Raw genomic sequence first — 7,326 nt, 5'->3', positions numbered from 1 at the left:
GCGTACTCTAAACCGGTAATAGATACCAATACTTCTGCCGCTGATAATATCATAAAGGCCAGCACCTGCCACCATATAGATGGCGAACCACCATGATCAAGGCTGGTGTGTATTACACCAATAACGATAAATGATACCGCTGTCAAAACAAGACCTACACCAAGCCTGCGTAATGGCGTTGTTTTCAACCCTAATTTATCAAACCACGGGTATACTACATAGTTGAAAAATGGTATAAATAACAGTAAGAATACGGTGTTAAAAGTTGCTAGTTGACCCGGGTATATTGTGAATTTAGTAAAACCAAGGTTAATGACCCGATCCATTTTCTCAGCATACAGCGTCCATTCAGACAAGCACTGATCCCAAACAGCCCAAAATGCCAATGCGAAAAAGAAAACTGTCATTACCCTGTAAACAGCTTTCACACCTTCAACACGTTCAGGATCATAAGGGCCTTTGGCAATATCAAGCATATCTTGCCCTGGTTTGCGTTCACTTAAATGCGTCAGTGCATACCAGGTGATAAACACCAGGTTATTACGGTTAACCCCTTGCGGCGGAACTTTAACATATTTTTTGCGGCCGGAGAAAAATATAATGGTAGCCAGTGCCATCAGTAGTCCGGGGATGCCAAAAGCCCATTTCGGCCCAAAATGTTCATATGTCCATGGAATAGCCACGGTAGAGATCATAGAACCTGCGTTGATACTGAAATAAAACCAGCCGTAAACTTTAGAAAGTAAATCCTGGTTAGTGGCATCAAACTGATCACCAACGTTGGCTGATACGCATGATTTAATACCACCAGCGCCAACGGCAACTACGAGTAGCCCAATCTCAAAACCACTAAGGCCTCCGTCAAAGGTCGCCAGCATTAAATGGCCGATGCAATAAATGATAGATACATATAAAATAAGCTTGTATTTACCTGTAAACCAGTCGGCTATCATACCACCCACAAAGGGCAAAGCGTAGGCTACCATCACAAACAAATGGTGCAGCTTGTTAGCGTGGGCATTAGCTTGGTCGGTTAGCGCCGGATTGTCGGTAGGATTAAAAAATTGTTTAACTAAAAACAGCGTCAGTACAGAACGCATCCCGTAAAAGCTAAAACGCTCTGCTGCTTCGTTGCCAATGATAAATGGAACACTGCTTGGGAATCTCGATTTTTTTGCCGGAGCGGTTGCTTGTAGGTTTTCTGCCATACTATAAATCTAATGCTGCTAAAATACTATAATTAAGTTAAACCGAAATTTAATACCGAATTTACGAGTTGTGAGATGATGTTTGGTTTTGCTTTAAAGCCTTACTGTTTTATTCTTCGCTGGACAGGAACCTGGCCTTTATCAATAAGTGCCTGTTTCTTAGGATCAACATAATCTGCATCCCGATTTTCAGGAATGTTGCGCATATCCAGGTTATCTACAAATGTCCATTTGCCGTTTTTTAATTTGTAACCATCATAGCTAAGATCCGGCCCAAAGGTTTCTGGCTGATCCTTCATCTTTTTATCAGGAGGCGAAAGATGATCAAATACGATGAGGTCTTCATCCGGTACGTACCGCAACAACATAGATGCCTGGCGGGTGTATTCGAATACTACCCTTTTGCGGCCTTTACTGTTTCCTTCAAAAACCGGCATACCCAAAACAGGTCTACCTTCGCGATCAAACGAAAGTGCCTCAATTACTTTTTTGGTAGATCTAACCGTGTTGCCCTTCCAGCCGAGCAGTACGTAATATGGTTTATCGGCATTGGTAGACCGGATGATCTTGTAATATTGTGCTCCAAACCATTTATGATTGTCCGTAACGGAGTCTTCAGCGCTTTTTAAAAAGGGAGAGTAATCCTCTAAGGGGTACATCAACAATTTGTCGGGAGCGTTCATTTGTATTGTGCCGTAAAAGCGATAGCTGCCATCCTCATTCATAATATGCCAGCTAAAAATACGGAAGCGGTTATCCGGCGCGTTTAACACACTTATACTTTTAACAGAATCAAATGAGTAGTTGAATGAATGTGGCACTCTTAAAGCGCTCACCAAAGTTTTAATAAACGCGTAGTTGGCGCTTTTACGTTCCATGTCCACACTATCATTAACGAATTTTTTACCTAAAAGAATAAGGCTATCACGGTAATTGTTAAGCCGCTTTATACCGCCGCCATCATCAGAGTGCTGGGCGAAGCAAATACCACAAGTAAGTAATAGTGTTACAGCTAAAAAGAAACCTTTCATGAATGGTTATATACGGTAAATTATAATACTTATTGCAGCATTTATTAGCTTAGGTTTTCAATAACCATTGCACTCGCGCCGCCACCGCCGTTACAAATACCGGCGGCACCTAATTTACCGTTATTTTGTTGCAACACGTTTATAAGTGTTACAATGATCCGCGCGCCGGATGCACCCAGGGGATGACCAATAGCCACAGCACCACCATTAACATTTACCTTGTTACTGTCCAGGTTCATCAGCTTGTTATTCGCTAATGAAACAACAGAAAAAGCTTCGTTAATTTCATAAAAGTCTATCTGGTCAGCCTCCAGGTTCGCTTTTTGCAATGCAAGCGGGATAGCTTTGGATGGTGAAGTAGTAAAATATTCCGGTGCCTGCTGCGCATCGGCAAATGAAAGTATCCTGGCTAACGGTTTAATGCCCATAGCTTCAGCCTTCTCTTTGCTCATCAGCACTAAAGCCGCTGCACCATCATTTAGTGTTGATGCGTTGGCAGCGGTAACGGTGCCATCTTTTTGAAATACGGGTTTAAGTGTTGGTATCTTATCAAACTTTACCGTAGCAGGTTCTTCATCATCGGTAAATAACGTTACTTCACCCTTCTTGTCTTTTAACTCTACAGGGGTTATTTCGTTTTTAAACTTACCTTCAGTTTGTGATTTTTGCGCCCGTTGGTAAGATTGTATAGCAAAAGCGTCCTGCTCTTCGCGGGTAACGTTGCAATCCACAGCGCAAAGCTCAGCTGCTGATCCCATATGGTAATCGTTATAAACATCCCAAAGGCCATCCTTAACCAATCCGTCAATAATTTGCCCGTTACCTAAACGATAGCCGTTGCGGGCCTTGTCCAGATAATAAGGAACGTTACTCATGCTTTCCATACCGCCGGCAACTATAATGTCGTTATCGCCGTTGGCAATGCTTTGTGCGGCCAGCATTATGGCTTTCATTCCGGATGCACATACTTTGTTAATAGTGGTAGCAGGCAAGTACGTTAGCCCTGCAAAAATAACCGCCTGTGTAGCCGGTGCCTGCCCCAGGTTGGCCGATAATACATTACCCATAAGCACTTCTTGTATATCGGAAGGCTGCAAACCCGCTTTCGCAATCGCCGATTTGATGACAACAGCACCCAGTTGGGTTGCACTTAGTAAGGCAAGACTGCCTCCAAAACTGCCGATAGGGGTACGGGTTGCTGAAACAATATATACTTCTTTCATGAATATTAAATTGGTATGCAAATTTAGCTTTTTTGTTTAAAGCTTAACGCAGCAACAGGAATTTATTATGCATGCATATTAAATTGACTTTTTCTTTCGGGCAGATTTTTTCCTTTCGCTAAGGGCTTGCTGCAGTAGATATTCTATCTGCCCGTTGGTGCTTCTGAACTCATCGGCACCCCAGGCTTCAATTTCTTTAAGCACCTCGGGGCTTATGCGTAATACAAATGCTTTTTTTTCTGCCATTGTGTTTTAAGCTGCTGCCTGTTGCTGGCGCAATAACGTTAAATACAATCCGGTTAAGGCCAAATACGGAACGGACGGCATGCTATCAATTTTTATAGTGGATTTAAATGATACCTTAAATGGCCGGCTAAAGCTCCACCAAAGGCGCGTAATGCTCAATAAGTCGCCGTAAATTTCATGGATAAGGCTGAATGACCTGGAAAAGATCTTTGCATGGTGATAGGTTGCCTTGAAGCCGTTATCCATCTCTAATATCACATCCCTTTTCCACGTTTGTGGCATCAACGCGCCAATGGTTTCATCTTCACCTTTTTTAATTAACAAGTTACGCTTTAACCACCCTTTTGATTTTAGTGTGATAATACCTTCGGCGGTTTCCACAACGGCATACCGCTTATAACCTTTTTTTATGCTTAGCCTGCCATAAATAAACTGGCCGTCAGTTAATTCGTAGTAATGAAAAAACCACTTGTGCCTTTCAACATAAAGTTCTGTGGTTCGGGCCTGGTCAAAGGTTCGAAAATCGCTCATCATCTTAATGATATAAGGTACCTGTATTTACAACAGGTGATACAGCGCGCTCACCACAAAGCACAACCAACAGATTACTTACCATTGCGGCTTTGCGTTCCTCGTCCAACTCAATAATGTTTTTTTCCCGCATCTTGTTTAATGCCATCTCAACCATACCCACGGCACCCTCAACAATCAGCCTCCGTGCCGCTATTATGGCCGATGCCTGCTGGCGCTGTAACATTGCCTGAGCAATTTCAGGTGCGTAGGCCAGGTGAGATATCCGTGCTTCCAACACTTCTATCCCTGCGCGGTCTAAACGCTCATTAAGCTCATTCTCCAGCATATGGCTTACTTCTAAGGCACCACCACGCAGTGTAATACCTGCAGTTTCGTCTTCGATATGATCATAAGGGAAGGAGTTTGCCAAATGCCTAACCGCCGCTTCACTCTGAATATTGACGTATTGTAAGTAATTCTCAACCGAGAAAACCGCCTTAGCCGTATCTTTTACCTGCCATACAATTACTGCTGCGATTTCAATGGGGTTGCCCACGCTATCGTTCACTTTCAATTGCTGCCCGTTTAAATTGAACGCCCTTAACGATACTTTTCTTTTAACAGTAAATGGGTTTACCCAAAAAAAGCCGTCCTTTTTAACAGTGCCGGTATATCTGCCAAACAAGGTGAGTACTTTAGACTCGTTTGGATTTACAATCACTAGTCCGGGCAGTATTAAAACAAAATTAATTATACAAAGAAATGCGCCGGCCACATACTGCTCCGCCCAAAAACAAAAGGCCGCAATTGCGCTAAGTACCAATACTAAAACAAATGCCAGATAGCCGGATGGCGCTGTGATAACTTTTTCGGTGTTCATGATTTGGTTGATTTAAAATGATATCATAAAGATATCAATTTTACTTTGATAAAAACAAGAAAAAACACAGATAACCGAAACTTATATTATTTTTACGAGGATATATAGATCAATGGCTAAACTATCAACATCAAGACAAAAGGCATTACTGCGTAAATACGCACTTAATGTAAAGTATTTTATGATGCTGGTAAGTATAACTGTAATTGTTTATGCTTTGCCGAAGCAAGCTAAATTTGGTTATGAATATGAGAAAGGGCGGATCTGGAACCAAAAAGACCTGATATCGCCGTATAACTTTGCTATCCTTAAAACCAATCAGGAAATAGAGGCCGATCAAAAAGCAGCCCTTGCTACTGTTACCCCTGTTTATCAGCATAATAATGATGTCGCTACGCAACTGATGGACGGTTTTAAGAACGACCTTGAGGTTAAATGGCACACCGCAGGTATCAGTGACCGTTATAAGCCAAAGTACCTGCAAACAGGGCTTGATCTGCTCAAGTATGTTTACAACATTGGCGTCCTAAAGCCGAATGCGAAATATCAGCAAAAAGGCAACAACTATCCGGTAACCATACTGGATAACAATGTAGCGACGGAAAAAAACACATCTGATATTTTTACACGAGAAAAAGCCATTTCTTATTGCGACAACGCTATCGGCAAGGTGCCCGGACTTGATAAGGCATTCCTGCTAAACCTGGTGCAAGACCGCCTGCAAACCAATCTTGTTTACGACGCAAAACTGACTGAGCGCATGGAGCAAGAGGTTACAGAAAACCTTTCCATTACCCAGGGCATGGTACAAAAGGGGGATATCATTATTGGCAAGGGGTCGGTTATTAATGATGAGGTTTATCAGAAGCTGGCATCTTATAAAAAAGCATTTGAAGATAATGCACGGATCAATGGCGACCACAAGTTAGTACTGTTTGGCCAGTTTTTACTAGTAGGTATTGCCATAACCCTGCTAATGGTTTTCCTTTACTTATTTAGACGGGATATTTTTGATGACAACAGGTTAGTAAGTTTAATATTGCTGGTTATCACCGCTATGTTAGCCACGCTTTCGCTGGCTTTGAAAATGCAGCTGCCTAATTTGTATTATATACCTTATTGTATAGTACCTATTATTATCAGAATATTGTTTGATACCCGTCTGGCTTTGAATATTCACCTGCTGGTGGTATTAATAGCCGGTTTTTTTGTCCCCAATAGTTTCGAATTTGCCTTTTTTGAGATCACCGCGGGTATGGTGTCTATCTACAGCATCAAAAATCTGATACGCCGCGAGCAATTCCTCATATCGGCGCTCATTATCACATTTACTTACTTTGTGGCGTTCCTGGGCATTTCGCTCATTCGTGAAGGGTCTATAACTACCATCGACTGGATGGATTTTATCCCTTTTGCAGTAAGTGTTATGCTTACGCTGTTGGCATATCCACTTATCTATGCTTTTGAAAAGGTTTTTGCCATTACATCAGACATTACGCTGATAGAACTTACTAACACCAATGCACAGTTATTACGCGAAATGGCGTTTAGCGCACCGGGTACGTTTCAACATTCCCTGCAAGTAGCTAACCTTGCCGAGAACGCGATATTTGCTATTGGCGGTAACGCATTGCTTGTAAGGGCAGGGGCTTTATACCATGATATAGGTAAGATGGAGAACCCTTTATTTTTCATTGAAAATCAAATATCGGGCTTTAACCCGCATGATAAATTACCTTATGAAGAAAGTGCGCAAATCATTATCCGCCATGTAAGCAAGGGCATCGAAATGGCACGTAAAGCCAATCTGCCAGAGATCGTTATTGACTTTATCCGTACCCACCATGGCAATACGCGTGTAGACTATTTTTACCAGTCTTTTTTAAAGAATTTTCCCGAAAAGTTCATAAACGAGAATATTTTTCGCTATCCGGGACCTATTCCTTTCTCTAAAGAAGCCGGAGTTTTGATGCTTGCCGATTCTGTAGAGGCCGCCTCAAGGTCACTCAAGGAGCCAGACGAAGAGTCTATCGGGATACTGGTTGACAGGATAGTTAAATACAAATTAGATCAAAACCAATTGAAGGACAGTAACATAACCTTAAAGGATATTGAAACTATAAAGGAGATTTTTAAACGGATGCTAATGAGCATTTACCACGTACGGATCGATTATTAAAAATCTGATTTATTTTTTTGACAGCTTAAGCTAATTACTATATTTG

7 protein-coding genes are annotated in these 7,326 nt (G+C 41.8%); 1 reads left to right on the top strand and 6 read right to left on the bottom strand.

All coding sequences use genetic code 11. The annotated features are described in order from the left end of the window. From ACE5CV_RS13755 to ACE5CV_RS13730, 6 genes are all read right to left on the bottom strand, one after another. Window positions 1-1,208: MFS transporter (locus ACE5CV_RS13755; protein ID WP_374950759.1), on the bottom strand; the 1,208-nt coding region annotated here is incomplete at its 3' end. Between the two features lie 101 nt (window positions 1,209-1,309). After that, the gene (locus tag ACE5CV_RS13750) at window positions 1,310-2,239 is read right to left on the bottom strand and encodes a hypothetical protein (RefSeq protein ID WP_374950758.1); all 930 of its coding nucleotides are present in this window, start codon (window positions 2,237-2,239) and stop codon (window positions 1,310-1,312) included. Between the two features lie 44 nt (window positions 2,240-2,283). Then, complete coding sequence (locus ACE5CV_RS13745) at window positions 2,284-3,462, bottom strand: acetyl-CoA C-acyltransferase (protein ID WP_374950757.1); 1,179 nt, start codon at window positions 3,460-3,462, stop codon at window positions 2,284-2,286. 78 nt (window positions 3,463-3,540) lie between these two features. After that, the gene (locus ACE5CV_RS13740) at window positions 3,541-3,708 is read right to left on the bottom strand and encodes an Arc family DNA binding domain-containing protein (RefSeq protein WP_374950756.1); all 168 of its coding nucleotides are present in this window, start codon (window positions 3,706-3,708) and stop codon (window positions 3,541-3,543) included. A gap of 6 nt (window positions 3,709-3,714) precedes the next feature. Next, window positions 3,715-4,242 carry a hypothetical protein gene (locus tag ACE5CV_RS13735; RefSeq protein ID WP_374950755.1) on the bottom strand — a complete coding sequence of 176 codons (528 nt, stop codon included), beginning with the start codon at window positions 4,240-4,242 and terminating at the stop codon, window positions 3,715-3,717. Window position 4,243: 1 nt separating this feature from the next. Continuing rightward, complete coding sequence (locus ACE5CV_RS13730; protein WP_374950754.1) at window positions 4,244-5,101, bottom strand: SPFH domain-containing protein; 858 nt, start codon at window positions 5,099-5,101, stop codon at window positions 4,244-4,246. Between the two features lie 112 nt (window positions 5,102-5,213). Between ACE5CV_RS13730 and ACE5CV_RS13725 the strand changes: the two genes are divergently transcribed. Beyond that, window positions 5,214-7,280, top strand: a complete 2,067-nt coding sequence (locus ACE5CV_RS13725; RefSeq protein WP_374950753.1) for an HD family phosphohydrolase — start codon at window positions 5,214-5,216, stop codon at window positions 7,278-7,280. Window positions 7,281-7,326 lie beyond the last annotated feature (46 nt).

Origin of the sequence: Mucilaginibacter sp., assembly GCF_964263795.1 — a bacterium.
Lineage (GTDB): Bacteria > Bacteroidota > Bacteroidia > Sphingobacteriales > Sphingobacteriaceae > Mucilaginibacter.
Note: the sequence above shows the minus strand (reverse complement) of the source record. Positions and strands in the feature narration are given on the sequence as shown.